This window comes from Bacillus sp. SORGH_AS_0510 (genome assembly GCF_030818775.1).
Taxonomy (GTDB): domain Bacteria; phylum Bacillota; class Bacilli; order Bacillales; family Cytobacillaceae; genus Neobacillus.
Map to the genome: position 1 here is coordinate 4,454,564 of NZ_JAUTAU010000001.1, position 19,135 is coordinate 4,473,698.

The window sequence follows — 19,135 nt, forward strand, 5'->3', positions numbered from 1 at the left end:
TGTTATTCATGTTTTTAATTCACTATTGTATCCTTAATTGAGACTAACCCCCCTTCAATTAGAAGGGGGGCTGTTGCAACAAAAGATAATTTAACTTATACCTAGAACGGAAAATCCTTTCCACTCTTATCGCGGACAATAACCTCATACGGCTGGTGATCTACCTTTGCTTTAACGTCTTCACTATCAAGGAACGCCTTAATCTCGTCACGAATTTTTCCAACCGTCTCTTTGGTCCCATCGTCCGAAGCAGTCATACTAGTTTTAATTATGATTTTCACCTTTTCCGGCTTATACGAATAACCATAACTGGAAACTTTATACTCCTTCTTCAATGCTAGCCCCTCGTGAATACTCCTCAAATAATCCATCCACAAGCCCTCACGCTTTTGGTTCTCTACATCTACCACATCCATCACTACTTCTTTATCCGAACCGTTCTCTTTTGCAAGCTCAAGTGTGGCCTTTTGAATTTCATCAACGCGCTTTTCTGTTAACGGAATACTTACCTCTATTTTCGGGTTATACGGGTTAACGGTCATAATATCATAACCCGAGCTCCTCAGTCCTTCTTCCAATTTCAATCCAAGCTGCCTCATTTGTTTTTCTTCTTCCGTCTCTTCCACAACTTCTGGAATAAAGGATGTCACTTTGACTTCGTACGAATCATACCCTTTACTTTTCAGGATGTCCTCTACGATTCCTGTGATTTTCCTTCTCTCCCGGTCCGCATCCTTTTCAGACCCCTCCATTCGAATCTCAAACAATACCTTTTCTCCAGGGGTCATACCCAAAGCGAGATTCTTGTATCCTTCCTTCTCCAAAGCATCATGGATTAGTTCGAAAACCGGTTTGGTTTGAAATACCTGCCCTAAATAAGGAATCTTCGAAGCCATTTCCGCTATCGATGGACTGAGGAAGGCCGAGCCTGTTAGGATACCTAGACCAATGACTGCTGCTGCAACATAATGGAATTTCCGATTACGTCTCGTTTTCAAAAATGGGGCTTCGTGAATATTTTTTACCTCTGATTCCGCCTTAATATTCCTAGCAAAATCGTACAGAGAAGAAGGAACTTGAATTTTTTCCATATCTTCCTCAATTTCTTTCTTTAAAAACTCATCCATCTTCATTGTGTATTCACCCCTATCAACTGTTTTTCTAGCAATCTTTTTTTCAAAGCGCTCCGTGCCCGCCGCAGTTGTGATTTTACTGTGGAACTATTGATTCCAAGTAAATCAGACACTTCCTGAATCGTTAACTCTTGATAATAATAGAGAAGAAGGACATTTCGGTAATCTCTGTTCTCAAGAGACCATATGCCCCTTCTTATTTCATTTTCAGTTTCCTCTTTTATCACGCTATCCACCACACCCTGCTCATCACGCAGGGATTCTAATTCAAGTACCGATTCTCTTAATCTTCCGTTCTTTCTCAAAACATCAATGGACCTGTGAGACACTAGTTTATAAAACCATGTACTGAAAAAATGAATTTCCTTTCCGCTCATAATGTTTCTGTACGCTTCAATCATTGCGTTTTGGACGACCTCTTCCGCCTGTTCCTTCGAACGTAGAATCGAATAACTGGCACGATATCCTTTTTCAATCAACGGATGAATGAGTTCAGCAAACGCTGAATCCTCTCCATTGCGAATCCGCTCAATCAGCTTTTTCTGATCCATGATAGAAGCACCCCCTTCTTTTTTTCATTGTTTGTACCTTTTAGGCGACGAAGAACCCATTTAGGTTGCATTTTTTTTGTAAAAAAATAAAAAGCATGGCTTATCCGCCATGCTTACGTTCAATTACCTATCTCTTTATTGGGCGCTCCAGCGTTAAAATCTCATCTTCAATAGCGGCATATCGCTCTTCCACCACACGCTTTACATCTAAAACAGCCGCATTATAAAAGTGTGGCGCAAGTGACTCCTTCACAAAATCTAACACTCTTTCTGCTGCAAATTCAGAAAGTACTTCATCCCTTTCTTCAGAAAAGAAAGATTGTATATCAGAAATCATTACCTGTTGCTGCTCTTTAGTTAATTTAAAAAACATATTAGCCCACTCCTTACAGTTTCAATACAGTCACTATACCCTTGAAAGTTAGAAAATTACAGGCTATATTTTTACGAACTTTTGTGTCAACGACCCGTTATAGAATGTCAACTTGCTTATCTAACCAATTAGTCATATCTTCAAAAAATTGTTCCCGCTCAAGATCATCAAATGGTCGGTGTCTCACAAGTGGATACTCATATTTCTGTTTTTCTGGCGATGAAACGGTAGTAAAGAAGTGTAGCAGCTTCGCTGGTGGCGTTAGCTCATCCTCTAATCCAAACTGTAATAAAAATGGTAGTTTAATTGATTTTGTCTCCTTGGATATCCGTTGAACTGCCCGCATTAATCCCCGTCCCAATCCAGGTGTTACTACATCATGACGTAACTCATCCGAACTTAGTCGCGCAAGTTCCTCAGGATCCTTCGTTAATATTTGCGGGTTACCAGTCTTTACAATACTGTAATCTGGTTTAAGCTTACCCATTAACGATATAAGGATTCTCTCTGAAGGTGTGACCTCATAAGAAATTGCTGGAGAAATGGCAACGAGTCCTGCAAGTCCTTCACTATAATCTAATGTATATTCAAGAGCAATGACACCACCTATGCTATGCCCCAAAATATATAGTGGCAGTTCGGGAACTTCGGAGGCAACTAGCTGTCGGAACGCATGTAAATCATTCCTATATTCATCCCACTCCCGAATGAATCCCCTTTTACCTGAGCTTTTTCCATGTCCACGCAAATCAAAGGCATACACCAAAAAATCTTTTTCTACCAAACTCTTGCTAAGGTTTTGCAATCCACCACTGTGGTCACCATGACCATGTACTAAAATAACAGCCGCTTTTGGAGCATTTACCTCTGGATGCAGTGCTTGATAATATAACTCCACTCCATTAACACCTTTAAATTTCCCTTCTTGTTTCATGCCACTCCCCCGCCTTTAACCTTCTATTTATTTATAATTAACCTGTCAATTTCACACTATAATGCCGCATCGATCTTGGAATTCCTTTTAGCTCCAGGGATCCTGTATAGATTAAATATCTAATTCGATACTCTAGATAAGAATCACCCACTATTTCTTCCATTTGATGCAGGGTTTCTCCAATTACTCTCCCTGCCCGAATAAAGTCTTTTGCTTCTTGCTTTTTATGCAGATTGCTGATGGTTTCTAATATAAGGTCATCAAAATAATCTTCTGTCACGCTGGTTACTTTTCCATTTTTCCATAGACGTAAATTCTCTTTCGTTTGCGAAAGCAATCCCCATTCTTCCAATAACTGTAATCGATCCTCTCGGGTTAACGGCTTGCTCGATTGGCTTTTTTCGAATAGGAGCCTTAACTCATCCGGATGCAGGGAATTCGAGTAACTTATCTCGTCCATAGAGCCGATCCATTTCTTGTAAAGTTCTGTCGTATTCATTACAACGACTGCATTCTCTTTTCCCCTTAATAAATGCAGCATGAATCGAAGCCCGGTTTGTTCATTCCCATTATTAGCCGTCCAAATGTATATAAGTACATCCTCAGGGAGGTCCTCTATTTCTAGCAGAGTCTTAGTAAAATGATTTTCTAGCTCGTAATCATCCTGTTCAAGATTAATATTCTCATTTAACCATTTAAACCGTTCAGCTTGTCCCACTTTATCATCAAGCTTCCATAACGGGCCGATTGAGAATAAACCTTGGAATGTAATGACCGTTTTGGGCCGTTCTAATCCAAATTTTAAAGCACCCGCAGCCGATTCCGAAGACACAAGATGTACCGGACCATCCTTCTTTATAAGACTAGAACTTTTTCTATGTATTCGAATGAGTTTATTTATTTTACCTACCATGAAGTTAACATCATCTAGCCTAATCGAATAACCTCGGCCTTCTAACGGACTATATTCTTTATGATTAAATTCTTCGAACGCTTCCGTAATTTCATATGTTTCCCATCCACCCTGCTCAGACAACTGCGACACAGTTAAATAATTATCCCCTTGGATTTCATAAACAAAAACAACATTCGGTTCTGTGAAAAAATAGATGTATGGATAGTTATTTCTCGTTTTCATGGCACTCCACCTCTTTTTTTAATCAAACGTTTGATTAGTTTTTTCAGCCCTTATATACCAATGGTTCCAGCGATTTAATCAAACGTTTGATTAGTTTTCCGGCAACCATAATCATTCCTTTTTCTTTCATTCTATGGTACTGTCTTTAAAAAACAAAACATTAAGTAAAAGAGGGATATTTATGAACATACTTTGGGATTTCGACGGGACTCTTTTTGATACCTATCCGGCACTTGTGGAGGGATTCATCAGTTTAAGCAAACAGGACCTAGATCGCACGGAAGTTTTGAGATGGCTGAAAAAAGATTCCAAGACTGCTTTTAAACACTATGGAATCGATGAGAGACAACGTGAAGAATACACACGATTACATAACTATTATTCAAAAAATGAAAGCCAGCCTTTCGAGCAATTAGAAGAAGTCCTCGCATCTGTTGAAAATAATATTATAGTGACTCATCGTGACAAGGAATCAACCATATTTCTCCTTGAAAAATACAATTTAATTAACTACTTTAAGGAAGTTGTCTCAGTGGAAGAACAAGGCTTCACCAGAAAACCACACAGTGCATCATATGAATATGTACTAAAAAATCACCATATTGATTTGGTAGTGGGTGACCGTGAGTTGGATTTAATACCGGCTAGGAAATTAAATATTAAAACCGTCGCCTTTCAAAACCGCGACATAGAAGCTGATTTTCATATAGACAGCTATGCTGAATTCATTCCAGAAGTGCTTAACCAGCTAAAAAAAACCCTTTAATGGGTCTTATTTTGTTAATCAAACGTTTGATTAGTTTTTCTGTGTAAGCAATTCTAATTCACTCTGAGAATAATAATGGACAGGTTTGCCTGCCTTTATCGCATATTCAATTTCACTTCTGGTGCTGCTTCCGATATAGCCACCAACATCAATGATAAAAATCTCATCCGCCAGATCAATTTTCTTTAGATGAATTTTTGCAAATAGTTCCTCTTGTTCCTTTGTTATTTCAATGCCTTCACTTTGTTCAAAGAAACCAAGACTAATGACCGCATTCCCCTGCAGAGTTAGATATGCATTTGCTTTTTCGAACTGCTCCTTAAATTTAGTAGAACCACACAACGTTATAACCTTCACAACCCCCCACTCACTTTCCTTTCCTACTCTCTAAACTTCATAGGATTTTCTATTCTTATCGATATAACTTCGCCACAATTCAAACAAAAAGTATAAATCTTATTTGAACCCATTGAAAACTTCTTATTTAAAGGTTTAATAGGCATAAAATCTGTGCCTTCTGCAACTTCTTCACAATTACACTTCGGACATTTATTCTCCTTCAACCCTACCAACTCCTTCTGGTCTCTATAAAAATAGACGTTTTATTCCCTAAATTGTTTCGCCAAATAAAAAACACCGCCCGAACCGGCAGTGTCATCTCCATTTTTCTACTTTCTTCTGTACTAACAACTGAAATCCATAAATAATGAAAGAAAAGCTACTAAAAGTTAAGAATATGTGCACAGGTTTAAATGTAATTAATTTAAACAGTTTTAACTTCTGATAAAACTTGCATAGCACGAAGGAAAAGAGTGAGTCCATTAATAAGTTAGCTAAGAAATATCGTTTCATATTCCCAAAGGTAAAGTGGAAAATCCATAATGTCCCTACAAAAAAAGGACCAAAAGTAAAACTGGTATCATTCAATAGTCTTGCTTTCCAACCACCTGCACTATTCCACCATTTTAGTGGACCCGCTAACAGACACATCCCGCATACAAGGAGTGAAGCGAAAATAGAAACAGGTAAATAGTGTTTCAAAGACCTCTTTGGGAGAAATATTATGGAAATCCACGGTAAAGTAAGCTGAAGAATCCTAATGAGCATAGGCATGGATTTATTTGCCCCCCTTTTCAGCTTACTTTTCCCTGTTGGGATGGGAACAATTCTTTAATTTTTATAAACTGATCATAAATTTAATTAATAAAAAATGCCCAACAAACATCATTCCAACGATCGTAACGACTGTATGAACAGATAAAACATTGTTTATAAAAGAAAAAAACTGCCACAACAGGCAGTCTTTCCACGCATTTTAGAAATCGTAATTATCAATGTTCTCTTTCGTAAACACTACTCGTTCCGGCAATAAGATGATTCCGCTGCGATCATCCGTATAATCATATCCTTGAATCGTATTCGGTTCAATTTTAACATGACCTACATTTGGTACGTCAAACTCATCGCCCACTTTTAAGTCCTTCCCTTTGACCGTCATGAGATAAGCTACATAGGCTGCAAGAGCCCCCTGTTTTTTAACATCCCAAAGTCCGAATTGCTTTACGGTATCCCGTTTAACAAAATCTCTCATTACATTTGGCGTGGAGAAGCCAGTGATGGCAATCTTTCCTGCTACCTTAAGGTTCTCCGCTGCTTGAGCCATTGCTGGTAGAGCCGTAGCATCTGGACAAATAACTGCATCAATATCAGGGTAAGTTTTAATAATATTTTGACCGACTGTTAAAGATTTTTGAGCATCATTTTCACCAAATTGTGTCGTAACAATTTCCCAACCAGGGTGTTCCGCTTTTATTTTAGCTTTTGCAGCTTCGACCCATTGGTTTTGGTCTGTTACAGTTGGACTGGAGTAGAAGAAAGCAACCTTAGCTTTATCTGGAATTTGTTTAGCTGTCATTTCAATCAACAAGCCGCCTAATTGTTCAGGGGTTCCTTGGTTAATATAGAAAGAGCGATGTTTTGGATTGACGTCGGAATCCCATGTAAGAATTTTTACGCCGCGTTTCTTTGCGCGATCCAACGCTTGGTTTAAACCGTCAACTGATGTTGAGGAAATCATGAGTGCTTTATATCCTTGGTTAACAAAGTTATTAATATACTTAACCTGACCAGCAACAGATGCTTCACTTGGTCCATCATACGTCAAGTCCACTCCAAGCTCTTTTGCCATTTCCTTAGCGCCCTCTCCCCCAGAGGTGAAAAAACCAACACCAGTTAATTTAGGGATAAAGGCTAATTTAACATCTTTCTTGCTCTTGCTTTCCCCACCTGAAGCTTTTTCCCCTCCACTGCTACAAGCAGCTAGCAGAAGGAATGCTGATAGTACCACCGTGAACAGCTTTAACAGTCCAGATTTCTTCATTAATCTACACTCCCTTTTGCGGCCCTTTTACATTGGCCTTTTTATTATTAAATTTTTTAATAACTAATTGGAGATGGCTCCAATTAGCTAAACGGAGTAAAACTGCCAAGATTAACAAAAATCCAATCACTACGCTTGTTTCCTCATTTGTCATACTCATCATTTGCAGACCATACTGCATCATACCAATGACAATACTCGCAATCCCTGTACCAATAACCGTTCCCTTCCCACCCGTGATGCTAGTTCCACCAAGGACAACTGCGGTTATAACTGGCAATACTGCTTCTGCTCCAAGGTCTGATCTAGCAGAACTGAAGTAGGAGGTTAAGACGATTCCACTGATACCACCCCCTAAACCGGCAATAATGTAAGACCAAATTAAAATAGATTTTGTACGAATTCCACTGTACCTTGCTGACTTTATATTGATTCCTATAAGAAAAACCTGTCTGCCAAAGCGAGTAAGGTTTAGAATCACAGCAAAAATAATCATAAAAAAGAGTAAGAATAATATAGGGTTGGGCAACCCAAAAGTTTGGCCATTCGCCAGCTGTACAAATGCATCGGGAAAACCACTGATGCCCTCATACCCAGATGCTTCACTTCCTCCAGAAATCACTAGAGCGATTCCTGAGAAAAGAAACATACTTCCTAATGTAACAACCAATGGCTGAACATTAGTTGTAGCAACAATCACACCATTCACAGCACCCGCACAGGCGCTTATGATTAAAGCAATCAATACAGCAAGCCAAATATTTACACCATTCATCCAAAAAACACCTATAGAAATGGACGATAATCCGATTGTTGAGCCGATAGATACATCAATTCCACCCGTAATAATAACGTAAGTCATCGGAATAGCGGCTAGTCCGATGTAAACATAGTCATTCATACTAAAAATGAGATTAGTAAAGTTCAAAAAGTCCGGATTCATCACACCGAAGAAAATCAGTTCAAGAAATAAGAAAATAACAAGTGCACTTTCCCACCTAAAGAGTGGCCCGATCTGTTTTTTCATCGTTGTGAATCCCTCCTTTTCCTTCAATTGACTGCTGTTTAAGCCTCTTTCCTCTTTTAAATTGACTAGTAACTAAATAGCTTTGGAATCTAGAGTCACTAATGACGATGAGAAGGAGCAAAAATCCAGATATGGCGTTGTTCCAGTAAGCAGGTATTTTCAAGTAAATTAGCGAGCTGTTAATTGCGGTTAAAAAAATGGCACCGAGTCCTGCACCAAACACTGTCCCTAATCCACCGTTTAAACTTACTCCACCTAATACGGCAGCAGCAATGACCTGCAACTCCATTCCACTACCTGTTTGATTTGGTACAAACCCAATGTTCATAACAAAAATCATCCCTGCTATTGAAGCTGACATTCCTGACAGGACAAAGGCTAGAATTCGTATTTTAGAAACAGGAATTCCAATTAGGCGGGCACCATCTGCATTATCCCCAACAGCATAAAAATAACGGCCCATTTTCGTCATCTTTAGAACAAGAAACGCAGCAATAAGGATGATCATCCCAATCCAAATTGGAAAAGGAATACCGATGAAATCAGCTCCTGATAACTTTTTAAAATAGTTTGGAATATCCTCAATCCATTTTCCACCTGTTGAGATAATCATTAGACCTCGTAAAATACCTAGGGTACCTAAAGTCATAATAATCGCTGGAATTTTTAGGAGTGCCACTCCGATCCCATTGAACAGTCCTGCAACCAATCCGACAAGGAGAACCACAAGTACTGCGACCCATCCAGAAACACCATTAGTTAAGAGCAGACCACAAACGGCTGCCGATATTCCCATGGTTGAGCTCACGGATACATCTATTTCAGCCGTTAACAGAACAAAGGACTGTCCTACAGCCAGTATAAGTAATATAATGCTGCTACTTACAAGCAAAAGCAGACTGTTACCCGTTACAAACTTACTATTAATGGAACCAACAATCCCAATAAAGACAAGGATAAGAATAACAATCGAGACTTCTCTTTCTTTTAAAACCTTTGACAGGAGATTCATAGAGCCTTCAACTCCTTATTAAACCCAAATGCAGCTGAGGTTATAGAATCGATCGTTAAATTCTCCCTTGAAATCGAAGAAGTCATTCTACCTTCATGCATAACGAGGACACGGTCACTCAATTGAACGATTTCTTCCGTATCAGATGAAATCAAGATGACTGCTAACCCCTTTTCTTTCAATTCATCTATCATTTTATAGATATCACCGCGCGCACCGGCATCGATTCCCCGTGTCGGTTCATCTAAAATAATGACCTTTGGCCCTGTTTCAAGATATTTTGAAAGAACCACCTTCTGTTGGTTCCCACCAGATAGATTACCGATCAATTGATTTTGTCCGGTAGTAACCACCTTTAGGTTATCAATTGCTTTTGTTGAGATGTCTTTTTCTTGTTTAAATGGGAGGAATAAGTGTTTGAACCGATGTAGGATCGTTGATGTGATGTTCATTTTAATAGAGGCAATGGAGAAAATACCGTGTTGATGTCGATCTTCAGGGACATAAACCAACCCCCGATTAATCCTTTCCTGTAATGAGAAACCTTTTACATTCTCTTGAAGTAAGAAAACCTCACCTGAATCCCACGGGTCTAAACCAAAAATGGCGGAGGCAAGCTCCGTACGGCCCGCACCGACGACTCCGGCAATTCCTAAAACTTCACCAGGATAAAGCTCAAAGGTGACATTTTGAAAACGATGACCGGATAAGTCCCTAACAGACAGAACAGGAATATGTGATTTACTTGAGGGGGTATTAAAATCTTTTACTTTAGCAGTTTTATCTTTACTAGAATCATCTACATGACTAACAGAGATTTTATTACTTTGTTCAGGCATTAAACCTTCTAACAATTTTTCATAAGTGAAATCCTTTACTGCCCCTTTGGCTGAAATTACACCATCCCTTAGAACAGCGACAGAATTAGCTAGCTCAAATATTTCTGTCAGGCGGTGGGTAATATAGAACACGCCTAACCCATCCGTAGTCAACTTTTTAATTGTAGCGAAGAGTGAATCGATTTCACTAAAAGTTAAGGTGGAGGTCGGTTCATCTAAGATAAGAATCTTTGCATTCCTTATTAGCCCTCTTAGGAGCTCTACCAGTTGTTGCTCAGCAATGGATAAACTAAACCCTTTACGATTTAGATCCAAGTTCCAGCCTAACACGGAGAGATAATGCTTTATTCTTTTCTCACACTCAGCCTTATTCTCATGAAAACCGATTGTAACGTTTTCTCTAATAGTCATATTTGGAAAAATTAGCGGTTCCTGCGGCACTAAATAGATACCATGCTTATGAGCATCTGCCGGTTGATGGAACGAAACGATTTCATCCTCAACGACAATCTCTCCCTCATCAGGACGATATAACCCTGTAATGATTTTCATTAAGGTAGATTTACCAGCTCCATTTCCACCTACGATGGCAAAAACTTCTCCCTTATTAAGAGTGAGGTCCACTCCTTTTAACACAGGGTTACCTGCAAATTGTTTATAGATATGCCGAATATGAATCAGTTGGTCTTGCATTTGGTTCACCTGCCCTGCTATTTTATAAACTATTATTCATGAACATTTTCTAGTAGAATTAACTTTTGTTTAAACCTGAATAAAATTTTTGATTTTTCAGATAAAGCGCTTACAAGCAAAATATTAAATGACATTCTACCTATAGTCAATACGTTTAAAGTAAATTACCTAAATATTTTGAAATGGTTGACTTTTCGTTTTTTGAGTTCTATACTCGATATTAGAGTTGAACATTTGTTTACCCAATGATTATTTGTTGAAAGGTTGAGGACATTGTCGAACAATGATGCATTTACCGAAAATCTTCTAGTTAAAGTCGCCTGGTACTATTACAAGGATAATTTAACCCAAACAGAAATCTCTGAAATGCTAAATTTATCAAGGAACAAAGTTGTTCGTTTACTTGACCGAGCACGTGCGGAAAATATTGTTCAATTCCATATCAAAGGCCATGGGGTCAATTGTTTAGAAATCGAACACAAGCTCATCAAGGTATTTAACCTTCCTCGTGCATTTGTCATTCCTACACCTAAAGGTGAACTTAGCCGTTCCCTATCAAAAGCGGCGGCACAGTATATTGAAAATAATATTAATAATAATGAACTGTTAGGGTTCGGCTGGGGTGAGGCAGTTTCGCGCACCATTGAATCACTAACTATTGATCCTTCCATTGAAGTATCCATGGTCACACTTACAGGTGGAGTTAATTACTATTTCCATAAACGTGATTATTCACTAGAGGGAGGCGTGGATAAATTTAAAGGGGGTATTCATGTCATTCCCGCTCCGTTCTTAGCATCCTCAGAAGAAATGGCTAAAAATATGCTTTCTGAACCATCTGTTAGAAATATTCTTGATTTAGCTAGCCTATCCAATCATGTTGTTGTTGGAATTGGCGGTATTTCCACCGCTTCAACCATAATCAAAGAAGAAAAGATGACCCTTAACGAATTGATTTATATTAAAAATCAGAATGCAGTGGGTGATATTTTAGGGCAATTCTATGATGCTGAGGGGAATATTCTTGATTTACCGCACCATTATCGCTTAATTGGTACTCACCTCAACACATTGAAAAAGCTTAACAATGTAATTGGTGTTGCCGGAGGCCCTCAAAAGGTAGATGCGATTTTTGGTGCTTTAAAAGGAGGTTACATCGACACACTTATTACCGATGAAGAAACAGCTGTTGCATTATTAAAAAAAGCAGAAATCCACGTTTAAATAAGGAGGTTTCTTTGAATGGAGTACATCCTAGTCTTTGATGCTGGGACTGGCAGTGTTCGAGCCGTGCTCTTTGACAGAGCCGGCAGGCAGATTGCCGTATCTCAAGTTGAATGGACTCATATTGAAGACCCACGCTACCCTGGTTCGATGGACTTTGATGTAATTAAGAATTGGGAGATCATCCAAACCTGTGTGAAACAAGTAATCAACAAGTCTGGTGTGGCTCCTGAAGATATCAAGGCCATTAGTGCAACTAGCATGCGTGAAGGATTTGTCCTTTATGACGAGAATGGCAGAGAAATCTGGGCATGTGCCAACGTGGATTCCCGGGCCGAAAAAGAAGCACGAGAGCTTAAAAACAGCGATCCTGAACTTGAAAAACAGTTGTATGATTTAAGCGGCCAAACCTTTGCACTAGGCGCCCTCCCCCGACTCCTATGGATTAAAAACAACCAACCTGAAATCTATGAAAAAATTGCCTACTTAACAATGATCAACGATTGGATCCTCTACAAACTCACTAACAAACTTCAAGTCGACCCATCTAATGGCTATACCACAGGCATTTTCGATATTAAAAACCGCTCCTGGACACCAGCAATTGCTGATGCATGTGAAATTAAAAGTAACATCTTCCCTCCCGTTAACGAAGCAGGTGAATTACTAGGAACAATCCCAGAGTCTATTGCCTCATATACAGGTCTTGCAACAGGAACCCCCGTCTTCAGTGGGGGTGGTGATGCTCAGCTAGCATCCGTTGGTGTTGGCGCCATTAAAGATGCCCAAACTTTTATTTGCGGGGGCAGCTTTTGGCAACAAGAAATTAACATCAAGGCATTAAAGGTTGACCCTCACAACCGTATTCGTGTGAATTGTCATGCTGTTCCTGATTTATGGCAAATCGAGACTATCGCCTTCTTCCCCGGCCTTGTCATGCGATGGTTTAGAGATGCCTTTTGTGAAATAGAAAAACTGGAAGCAGAGCAAACAGGACGTGATGCCTATGAAATTCTTGAAGAAAAGGCAAAAGATGTCCCTATCGGCTCAAATGGTATCATTCCTATTTTTTCTGATGTCATGGATTATATCTCTTGGCGACATGCAGCACCATCCTTCCTTAACCTCAGCCTAGATCCCAACAAAACTGGTAAAAAAGAAATTTTTAAATCCATACAAGAAAATGCCGCTCTAGTTACCTATGGCAATTTAAAAATTGTAGAAGAAGTGACGGGACAATTCCCTAAAGAAGCGATTTTTGCTGGCGGTGCCTCAAAAGGGAAACTATGGAGCCAGACCTTGGCAGATGTCCTAGGGATTCCTGTAAAGGTCCCCGTTGAAAAAGAAGCTGCAGCACTTGGTACAGCCATTATGGCAGGACTCGGTGCCGGTCTATACCCCAACTTAGAATCTGCTATTACCGACATAGTGAAATGGGAAAGAGTGCATTCTCCTAATCTAGAAAACCATCAAGAGTATCAAGCCATTTATGAACATTGGCGTAAAGTTTACGCCGAACAGCTTAAATTAGCCGATTCCGGTATGACAAACCATATGTGGATTGCACCTGGAGTAACCATTTAGATTTTTTTGAAAGGGGGTGAAACGAATGTTTCACACAAGTGAGGAAAACAATGAATATCGTTATGGCACCCATGGCCCAAAATACTTATCTAAAGGACCCAATGTGGATATTGGAGTGGTTCTTTTAAAACCTGGTGATGATCATGATAACCACTATCATACTACCTGTGAGGAAATCTTCTATATCCTTGAAGGTGAAATTGATATTTATATAAACGGTGAACCTGTCCATGTAAAGCCAGGTGACATGCTACAGGTACGTCCGATGGAAGCACACTATTTAAAAAATACGAATTCCGTCGATTTTAAAGCCGTATTTATAAAGTCGCCACATATTAGTGAAAGAGATTCCGTAATTGTTGATAACCCAAAAATGAAGGAGTGAATGGAACGATGAATTGGGGATTTAAAAATAGAATGAATCAAATTTTACCAAATGGGAAGGCCGTTATGCTCGCAATTGATCACGGCTATTTCCTCGGGCCCGTCCATGGACTTGAAAAGCCTGGTGAAACCGTCAAAGACCTTCTGCCACATACCGACTCTTTGTTTGTCACACGTGGGACATTGGATGCATGCATTCCTGCAGGTGTAAGCAAGCCTGTCCTTTTACGAGTTTCTGGTGGACCAAGTGTGTTAAATGATTTAGCTAACGAGCACATTGTTACTCCTGTTAAAGAAGCCATTAGGCATAACGTGGTTGGTGTCGGCGTATCTATTTTTGTTGGTTCTGCATATGAGACGCAAACGGTGACTAACTTAGCGAATGTTGTTACGGAAGCACACGATTATGGGATTCCCGTTCTCGCCATTACTGCTGTAGGTAAGGAACTTGAAAAGCGTGATGCTAGATTCCTAGGACTCGCTTCTCGGATTGGGGCTGAAATGGGAGCAGATATTGTTAAAACCTATTACTGTGAAGACTTTGAAAAAGTAACAAGCACGTGCCCCGTTCCAATCGTTATTGCTGGAGGTCCTAAACTAGAAACAATTAAAGATGCACTGGATTTAACCTATAACGCGATGAACCAAGGTGCTGCAGGTGTAGATATGGGCCGTAATATTTGGCAGTCTGAATACCCGGAAGCCATGATTCGTGCAATTAACGGAATCGTCCACAAGGGGTTAAATGTGAAGGAAGCGCTGGATCTTTATTCACAGTTAACACAAACCAAAGTATTTTAATAAACCCTTTAAAGAAAAAGCGGCTTACTAAGCAGTAAGCCGTTCTCTTTTTAAGATACCAATAGTTTAATATAATTTGTTATTTGAAATATATTTATCTCTAATATGATTTTATTTTACTAACCTCTGTTATTCTATTGCCATCACTGTTTCTTTCTTCTGCAGCCATTGCATCTGCTTTGGTAGCATGCACAGTACCAAATGGATGGTTAGGAGGAGCATAGATTGAATAAAGTTTTAACGGAGTATTACCTGTATTAGTTAGATTATGCCATGTTCCGGCAGGTATCATGATGGCAGAATCATCATAGACATTTCTTGCAAAGGTTAGATTCTCTTTACTATTACCCATTTGAACAATTCCCTGACCTTGTTCAATCCGTAAGAATTGATCAACATTCGGATGTATTTCCAAACCGATATCTTCGCCAACATTTAGACTCATCAAAGTAACCTGTAAATGTTTCCCTGTCCATAAAGCAGTGCGATACGTATTGTTTTGCTTCGATGCTTCATTGATGTTAACCACAAATGGTTTTGGTCCATAATCTGTTAAAACAACACTTCCATCACCGTTGGAAGAGCGAAATGAATTAAATCTGTTAGCATGCTCTATCCCATAAGGATAAGTCCAATAAACAGCCTGTCTTCCAAAGTTTGACATTGAAACATTATTATAATAAAGATATTGATAAGGATACATATAGGGAATATAATACATTTTCTCAATCCCTTCACAGTTTATAAAGCTATCCTATGCACTTGTGAAGGGAAGGTACTCAGATTCAAACTTCATTCGTTAACTCTAACATTTTTTTAGCCTGTACTTGCCTTTCTCGTCTACCCGCAAATTTAAAAACAACAACCCCACCGACAATAATGAGCACACCAATTAACTGCTTAAAAGTAAATGGAACTTTTTCTAACCCTAATAACCCAAGAGAGTCCCACACCAAAGCAAATGCGAGCTGTGAAGCAAATACGATCGAGATGGCGTAGCTTGGTCCCAGGTGCTTCATCCCCTGTACAATAAAAGTGACAACTCCTATCCCCAGTAAGCCACTGAACCAATACCAAAGCTTCATATTTTGTAAATGAAATAATTCTTTCCCCTCAAAGAGCAGACCGAAAGTCATGGAAGCTAAGAAACCTAACCCTAATACTAAAGTGGTTGTGGCCCATGACCCCGCACGTTCATTAACCTTACTGTTAAAAATATTTTGTACGCTTAGCAGCGCTCCAGCCACCAGCGAGAATAATAGTCCAATTATCATAATCTACACCCCTAACTATTCGTAAATATTATCCCCAGCCAGCATCCTCAATCGATCCCGGTCCTTAATGAGGATGGCTCCCTTTTGGCGCTCGATCAGACCATCGTCGCATAATTGGCCGATGACGCGATTTAGATGCCGATAACTAGTTCCTATCAGATTCGCCGTATCTTTTATACTAATGCTTATTTGGCTCTTATTAAGTGAGGCCGATTCGTCTAGGGAGACCGACATGAGGTAACTAGCCAAACGCACTTCGACGGGATACATGATGGTAAGATTCGTCGATTTGGATTTGACGTGGAATTTTTTCGTGATAATTCCTAATAAAAATTGCAGGAACGGCGCATGGTCCTTTGCATATTTTTGCAACCAGCGATGATGTATTCCAATCATACAAACCGGTGAAACAGCCTCCGCTGTGTTGAGGAAATCAATCTCCTGTACGTATTCCAAGTCGCCAATGACTTCAAGCGGCGTCTTGAACGATAGGATAAGCGTTTTACCCTCTGAAGAATTGGTATAGATCTTAACCTTTCCTTTCACGAGAACGTACAAATATTCGGAAGGTTCACCCTGGGTACAAATGAGTTCACCTTCTTCAAAGCTGTAAAGAGACAAATATGGGTGTAGCTGTTGATTAAATATGGGTTCTAGCTGAAAAGTATCTATATATGATTGTAATTGCGCACGATCTTTTATCTCTTTCATTTGCTATGACCCACCTTCCACCTGCATACATTTAGAATCTAAGAATCAATACCCCAGCAATCATCATTCCGATACCAATAAACTGCGGCAGCTTCATTTTCTGTTTCGTTAACCCAAACCACCCGTTACTGTCTATTATAAAGGTTAGACAAAGCTGGGCAATCAAGATAACGGCAACGGTAAAGGTTACGCCAATGTGTTGAATTGCCGTGACGTTACTAAACACAACAACCGCTCCAAAGGTCCCACCCACTAAATATAACGGTTTGACCTGCTTGAAGCCTTGGTATTTTTTTTCACGGGTGAACATGAGTATAAGCAGGGCCACTATAAATCCAGTTAACTGAGTAATGGTCGCGGCTTGCCATGTGCCTATATCATTGCTAATTCTTGTATTTGCTACTCCCTGCAGGGTAATAAATGCCCCTGCTAAAAACGCAAAAAAGATTCCCTTCATCCTTTTCACTCTCCATCGTTGATTTATCATTATTAAAATGTATTTTGAGCTGTTTAGGGAAGGACATATGTCCTAAATGTAAAAAAGTTATCTATTTTAGTTAAAGGAATTGTTTTTTGAAAAAGAAGAAAATTTATGTGGCTCATGCGTGATCTAGTTGATGGATTTGGTCATATAGGGACGGTTTACGTTACCCAATCGATCTCTGAATGAAGAGTTAGGGTTAATAGCGGCTGGCTATGCGTCCTTTTCAACTTCTGAATGAAGATTTCGGGCTCCTAGCGGCTGGCTACGCGTCCTTTCCAACCTCTGAATGAAGATTTCGGGCTCCTAGCGGCTAGCTACGCAACCTTTTCAACCTCTGAATGAAGATTTCGGGCTCGTAGAAGCAGGCTACGCTACCTTTCCAACTTCTGAATGAAGATTTCGGGCTCATAGCGGCTGGCTACGCGACATTTTCAACTCCTGAATGAAAATTTCGGGTTCGTAGAAGCAGGCTATGCGACCTTTTCCTCCTCTGGATGAAAATTTTGGGCTCGTAGACCCAGGCTACGCTACCTTTTCTTCCTCTGAAAGACAATTTCGGGCTCGTAGAAGCAGTCTACGCGACCTTTTCTTCCTCTGGATGAAAATTTCGGGCTCGTAGACGCAGCCTACGCGACCTTTTCTTCCTCTGCTTGAGTGATTTCGGGCTCGTAGACACAACCTACGCGACCAAATCCTCTTCTAAATTGTTCATTCGGGCTCGTAGAAGGTGCTAACCGGTGTAAAATTACACTAAAACAATGTAATACAAAGTTTATCAGCGAACTTTTAGCATTTATCAGCGAATCTGGAAGTTTATCAGCGAATTTCCGGAGTTTATCAGCGAATCTGGAAGTTTATCAGCGAATTTCCGAGTTTTATCAGCGAATCCAAAAATCCCCCCACAAAAAAAAGACCTTCCCCAAAAATCCATAAGGTCTAATGTTTCACTTTATAATGCATTTGCGCAAATTGCTTATACCGCTTTACCTCAAGCAGCGTTAACGAAAACTCTGGATTGGGAGCTTTAAATAATGGAATGCCTGAACCAAGTATATGTGGTGAAAAAGTTATAATAATTTCATCGATTAACTTTTCTTTCATAAACGCATCAAGCAAGTTAGCACCGCCCACCATCCATATTTTCGCGCCATCTTGCTGCTTTAATCTTTTAGTAAATTCAATGACATCCTCATTTACGAACTCTACTTCTCCATTGGAGCCCTGTTCTGTTCTTGAGAACACATAACATTTCCGATCGGAGTGCGGGAACGTATCTGTCACGTTTACCACATAATCATACGTTTTTTTCCCCATGATAATGGTATCAATTGATTCGTACATTTCGGAAAAACCGTTATCCCCTTCACCCTCGGTTTCATGAAGCCAATCTAAATCGTCGCCTTCCTTTGCGATAAAACCATCTAAGCTAGCTGCTATAAATAAAACAATCTCTCTTGCCATTAATATCTCTCCTCCATTCCTAAGCATTTAGTATAAACAAATACGTATAGTTCTACTACTAATAGAAACCCTAATATGGAGGTGAATCCACAATATGAAGAAAAGGGAAAATCAACCTTCCGAAATCAAATATAGCATTTGGGAAACCAAAACAGAGGAAAATTTTGACCAAATGAAAGAGGATTTGGCTGAGTTCATTGATCATTCCACAAACGATCAAAAGCCAAGCGACTAAGCAAGCAACCAATAGGAGGTTGCTTGTTTTCTTTTGTTGTAACAAATGATTAATATGTTTCTAACAAAAATGACATAGTTTATTAATAAAAAGTGGGTATAGTACTCAATAGTGGGGATAGCGCGTGTGGC

Annotated in this window: 21 protein-coding genes; 6 read left to right on the forward strand and 15 right to left on the reverse strand. The window is 39.5% G+C overall.

Features of this window, described 5'->3' with window-relative positions; genetic code table 11:
• Positions 1 to 101 precede the first annotated feature (101 nt).
• The 5 genes from QE429_RS22660 to QE429_RS22680 all read right to left on the reverse strand — a co-directional run bounded on the left by QE429_RS22660 (position 102) and on the right by QE429_RS22680 (position 4,129).
• Complete coding sequence (locus QE429_RS22660; RefSeq protein ID WP_307290239.1) at positions 102 to 1,133, reverse strand: DUF4030 domain-containing protein; 1,032 nt, start codon at positions 1,131 to 1,133, stop codon at positions 102 to 104.
• Complete coding sequence (locus tag QE429_RS22665; protein WP_307290241.1) at positions 1,130 to 1,684, reverse strand: RNA polymerase sigma factor; 555 nt, start codon at positions 1,682 to 1,684, stop codon at positions 1,130 to 1,132. The genes QE429_RS22660 and QE429_RS22665 overlap by 4 nt, the downstream gene beginning before the upstream one ends.
• 127 nt (positions 1,685 to 1,811) lie before the next feature.
• Positions 1,812 to 2,057 (reverse strand): DUF2164 domain-containing protein, encoded by a 246-nt coding sequence (locus QE429_RS22670; protein ID WP_307290243.1) that lies wholly within the window; start codon positions 2,055 to 2,057, stop codon positions 1,812 to 1,814.
• Between the two features lie 97 nt (positions 2,058 to 2,154).
• Positions 2,155 to 2,991 (reverse strand): alpha/beta hydrolase, encoded by an 837-nt coding sequence (locus QE429_RS22675; protein ID WP_307290245.1) that lies wholly within the window; start codon positions 2,989 to 2,991, stop codon positions 2,155 to 2,157.
• 37 nt (positions 2,992 to 3,028) lie between these two features.
• Positions 3,029 to 4,129, reverse strand: coding sequence for a DUF1835 domain-containing protein (locus QE429_RS22680; RefSeq protein ID WP_307290246.1), 1,101 nt, complete (start codon positions 4,127 to 4,129; stop codon positions 3,029 to 3,031).
• A gap of 181 nt (positions 4,130 to 4,310) precedes the next feature.
• Here QE429_RS22680 and QE429_RS22685 point away from each other — a divergent pair, with 181 nt between their 5' ends.
• On the forward strand, positions 4,311 to 4,895 hold the full coding sequence (locus QE429_RS22685; protein ID WP_307290247.1) for an HAD-IA family hydrolase: 585 nt from the start codon (positions 4,311 to 4,313) through the stop codon (positions 4,893 to 4,895).
• Between the two features lie 30 nt (positions 4,896 to 4,925).
• Here the strand turns inward: QE429_RS22685 and QE429_RS22690 are convergent, their stop codons facing one another.
• The 5 genes from QE429_RS22690 to QE429_RS22710 form a co-directional block, all read right to left on the reverse strand.
• Complete coding sequence (locus QE429_RS22690; protein WP_307290248.1) at positions 4,926 to 5,252, reverse strand: TIR domain-containing protein; 327 nt, start codon at positions 5,250 to 5,252, stop codon at positions 4,926 to 4,928.
• Positions 5,253 to 6,210: 958 nt separating this feature from the next.
• A complete protein-coding gene (gene lsrB / locus QE429_RS22695) occupies positions 6,211 to 7,275 on the reverse strand; it encodes an autoinducer 2 ABC transporter substrate-binding protein LsrB (protein WP_307290250.1) in 1,065 nt (354 codons plus the stop codon).
• Positions 7,276 to 7,279: 4 nt separating this feature from the next.
• Positions 7,280 to 8,302, reverse strand: coding sequence for an ABC transporter permease (locus tag QE429_RS22700; RefSeq protein WP_307290252.1), 1,023 nt, complete (start codon positions 8,300 to 8,302; stop codon positions 7,280 to 7,282).
• A complete protein-coding gene (locus QE429_RS22705; RefSeq protein ID WP_307290932.1) occupies positions 8,274 to 9,305 on the reverse strand; it encodes an ABC transporter permease subunit in 1,032 nt (343 codons plus the stop codon). The genes QE429_RS22700 and QE429_RS22705 overlap by 29 nt, the downstream gene beginning before the upstream one ends.
• 5 nt (positions 9,306 to 9,310) lie before the next feature.
• Positions 9,311 to 10,846, reverse strand: a complete 1,536-nt coding sequence (locus tag QE429_RS22710) for a sugar ABC transporter ATP-binding protein (RefSeq protein ID WP_307290254.1) — start codon at positions 10,844 to 10,846, stop codon at positions 9,311 to 9,313.
• A gap of 273 nt (positions 10,847 to 11,119) precedes the next feature.
• Here QE429_RS22710 and QE429_RS22715 point away from each other — a divergent pair, with 273 nt between their 5' ends.
• Genes QE429_RS22715 through lsrF form a run of 4 tightly spaced genes read left to right on the forward strand, consistent with a single transcriptional unit; the run spans position 11,120 to position 14,839 of the window.
• The gene (locus QE429_RS22715) at positions 11,120 to 12,070 is read left to right on the forward strand and encodes a sugar-binding transcriptional regulator (protein WP_307290256.1); all 951 of its coding nucleotides are present in this window, start codon (positions 11,120 to 11,122) and stop codon (positions 12,068 to 12,070) included.
• 18 nt (positions 12,071 to 12,088) lie between these two features.
• Positions 12,089 to 13,654 (forward strand): autoinducer-2 kinase, encoded by a 1,566-nt coding sequence (gene lsrK / locus QE429_RS22720; protein WP_307290257.1) that lies wholly within the window; start codon positions 12,089 to 12,091, stop codon positions 13,652 to 13,654.
• A gap of 25 nt (positions 13,655 to 13,679) precedes the next feature.
• The gene (locus QE429_RS22725) at positions 13,680 to 14,039 is read left to right on the forward strand and encodes a cupin domain-containing protein (protein WP_307290258.1); all 360 of its coding nucleotides are present in this window, start codon (positions 13,680 to 13,682) and stop codon (positions 14,037 to 14,039) included.
• 8 nt (positions 14,040 to 14,047) lie between these two features.
• Entirely contained in the window at positions 14,048 to 14,839 is a 792-nt protein-coding gene (gene lsrF / locus QE429_RS22730) for a 3-hydroxy-5-phosphonooxypentane-2,4-dione thiolase (RefSeq protein WP_307290262.1), read from the forward strand.
• Positions 14,840 to 14,939: 100 nt separating this feature from the next.
• Here the strand turns inward: lsrF and QE429_RS22735 are convergent, their stop codons facing one another.
• From QE429_RS22735 to QE429_RS22755, 5 genes are all read right to left on the reverse strand, one after another.
• Positions 14,940 to 15,560, reverse strand: a complete 621-nt coding sequence (locus tag QE429_RS22735) for a cupin domain-containing protein (protein WP_307290264.1) — start codon at positions 15,558 to 15,560, stop codon at positions 14,940 to 14,942.
• A gap of 64 nt (positions 15,561 to 15,624) precedes the next feature.
• A complete protein-coding gene (locus tag QE429_RS22740; protein WP_307290267.1) occupies positions 15,625 to 16,113 on the reverse strand; it encodes a DMT family transporter in 489 nt (162 codons plus the stop codon).
• Between the two features lie 15 nt (positions 16,114 to 16,128).
• Positions 16,129 to 16,824 carry a Crp/Fnr family transcriptional regulator gene (locus tag QE429_RS22745; RefSeq protein ID WP_307290269.1) on the reverse strand — a complete coding sequence of 232 codons (696 nt, stop codon included), beginning with the start codon at positions 16,822 to 16,824 and terminating at the stop codon, positions 16,129 to 16,131.
• A 31-nt stretch (positions 16,825 to 16,855) separates the two neighbouring features.
• The gene (locus QE429_RS22750; RefSeq protein ID WP_307290270.1) at positions 16,856 to 17,281 is read right to left on the reverse strand and encodes a DMT family transporter; all 426 of its coding nucleotides are present in this window, start codon (positions 17,279 to 17,281) and stop codon (positions 16,856 to 16,858) included.
• Between the two features lie 963 nt (positions 17,282 to 18,244).
• Positions 18,245 to 18,769, reverse strand: coding sequence for a dihydrofolate reductase family protein (locus QE429_RS22755; RefSeq protein WP_307290272.1), 525 nt, complete (start codon positions 18,767 to 18,769; stop codon positions 18,245 to 18,247).
• Between the two features lie 94 nt (positions 18,770 to 18,863).
• Here QE429_RS22755 and QE429_RS22760 point away from each other — a divergent pair, with 94 nt between their 5' ends.
• Positions 18,864 to 19,004, forward strand: coding sequence for a hypothetical protein (locus QE429_RS22760; protein ID WP_307290274.1), 141 nt, complete (start codon positions 18,864 to 18,866; stop codon positions 19,002 to 19,004).
• Positions 19,005 to 19,135 lie beyond the last annotated feature (131 nt).